This window comes from Microcystis sp. M53598_WE2, assembly GCF_030067735.1.
GTDB classification, from domain to species: domain Bacteria; phylum Cyanobacteriota; class Cyanobacteriia; order Cyanobacteriales; family Microcystaceae; genus Microcystis; species Microcystis aeruginosa.
Map to the genome: position 1 here is coordinate 1 of NZ_JASJFE010000822.1, position 2,333 is coordinate 2,333.

1 protein-coding gene and 1 pseudogene are annotated in these 2,333 nt (G+C 44.5%); both read left to right on the forward strand.

From position 1 onward, the window contains the following. A pseudogene (locus tag PX636_RS16675) lies at positions 1-457 on the forward strand (tetratricopeptide repeat protein); the annotation flags it as partial. Positions 458-907: 450 nt separating this feature from the next. After that, a complete protein-coding gene (locus PX636_RS16680; protein ID WP_288117914.1) occupies positions 908-2,119 on the forward strand; it encodes an FAD-dependent hydroxylase in 1,212 nt (403 codons plus the stop codon). Positions 2,120-2,333 lie beyond the last annotated feature (214 nt).

Sequence of the window (2,333 nt, forward strand, 5' to 3'; positions counted from 1 at the left end):
ACAATTAAATATAAATAAGCAAACTAAAGCATTAATATTAGCCGATTTTTATGGAACTTATACCCTACCGACTTCAACTTTTAATAACTATGTTTTATCTTCCCAATCCCTAGCAACTTATCATCTTACCAGTGAAGCGATTACTATTCTAGAAACTACCATCAAACAGGGGCAAAATTCAGCAATCATTGAGAGAAACTTAGCTGATTTGTACTGGCAAATTGGCCTGGCTAATCTAGCTACCAATCATTATCTTAAAGCGATAGAATTAGCTCAGATACCAGAACAATTAGAAGAAAAAACCTTGGCTCAATTTGGTTTAGGAGAAGTTTATGCCGCTTTAGGAGATAATAATCAAGCCAAGATTTGGTATAGTAAAGCTAGAGAAGGTTATCTAGCTTTAGGCGATTCTGCAAGGGCTAACTTTGTGATCCAATTAATAGAAAGCTTGCCTTAAGTTAAAAAAAGAGTAGTCTAGCTGTTGCGGGTTTTGTCTTGGGCCAACTTCTCGGGTTGTTGCCCCAAGTCGGGGTATCCAAGAAGACTGGCGCCCCAGGAGCATCAGCTAACAGAGCTTGTAAGTAGGTAGGCGTTAAAAATTATCAGATGCCCCCCTTATTAAGGGGTATCCCCCCGCCTATCGGCACCCCCCTTATCAAGGGGGGCAGGGGGGATCGAACCTAAAATCCATTTTTAATTTAATTATAACCAGCTACTTAGCCGCTTGTTATCGTCCTTCCGAAACTCCAGGAAGAGCGATAACCCGAAAATATCAACGACGGACAAAACCCGTCAAAGTCTATCAATGGCTAGGTGGGGTGAAGACCATCAAACCCGACAGCAACCCCGAAAATCGTGTCAGAATAGATCATTGTAGTCACTGATTATCTTTGAGAAAAATATTTATATGTTAGGACGGGACAACTACGATTTAATCATTGTCGGGGGCGGTATAGTCGGAACCACCCTAGCGGTGGCCTTAAAAAATACAGGATTAAATATCGCTATGATCGAGGAACGTCCCCTAGAGGTGGCCGCCTCCCGTCGTCAAGCTTATGCCCTCTCCTTGATGTCCAGCCGGATTTTTACAGGCTTGGGTATCTGGGATAAAATCTCGCCCAGTATCGGTAAATTTCGTCATATTCGCCTTTCTGATGCCGATTTTCCGATTTTTGTCCCCTTTGTGGTCGATGAGCTAAAAACCGATTATTTGGGCTATGTGGGCGAACATCAAGTGATTTTAACCGCCCTACACAATGCCAGCCAAGATTGCGATCGCATTGACTGGTTATCCCCTGCCAAAGTGTTAGAAGTGGAGTACGGAGCAGAAACAGCCACTGTCACCCTGGAAGAAGCCGGTCAAACCCGAAAAATCACCACAAAATTAGTCATCGGGGCCGATGGAGCCAGATCCGCTATCCGGCAAGGGGCGCAAATTAAAACCAAAGGTTGGAAATATTGGCAATCCTGTGTCGCTTTCACCATTAAACATCAACTCGATCGCAACGATACCGCCTTTGAAAGATTTTGGCCCACCGGTCCGATGGGCATTTTACCGCTCCAGGGTAATCGCTGTCAGATCGTTTGGACAAATCCCCATGGGGAAGCGAAAAAACTGCAAGAAATGCCCGAAGCGGAATTTATCAAGAAATTAGAGGCATATACGGGGGGATTACTGGGAAAACTAGAATTAGTTAGCCCCCGCGCTCTCTTTCCCGTACAGTTAATGCAGAGTGATACTTATGTTAAACCCCGACTGGCTTTAATTGGTGATGCCGCTCACTGTTGTCATCCCGTCGGTGGTCAAGGTTTAAATTTAGGCATTCGCGACGCAGCCGCTTTAGCGCAGGTATTAAAGGAAGCAGTAGAAAAGCAAGAAGATATAGGAGCGCTTTCTACCCTAAAATCCTACGAAAAATGGCGTAGATCGGAGAATTTAGCGATTTTAGGCTTCACAGATTTTCTAGATCGCCTGTTCTCCAATAACTGGCCGCCTATCGTTGTCATCCGTCGTCTCGGATTGGCAATTATGCGCGGTTTCCCCCCGTTGAAATTGTTTGCCCTGCAATTAATGACGGGACTAAAAGGACGTATTCCCCAATTAGCCAGGACTTGCTGAATAAATCTAAAAACCTTATTGGGTAAGACCTTTAGACTTTTTGTCAATCAAAAAGTACCAGATATGGGAGTGATCGGGGGGAAATTTAGGCACTTTTTCCCTGAAAATTAGGTAATTGGCCACCTCAAAACTGGTAAAACTCTACACCCTACACCCCACACCCCACACCCCACACCCTGCCCCCACGAACAACTTTTTCAGCAAACCCTATGTA

Coding starts and splice junctions, on each gene's coding strand:
- PX636_RS16680 (WP_288117914.1), top strand. CDS start 908: ATGTTAGGACGGGACAACTACGATTTAATCATTGTCGGGGGCGGTATA.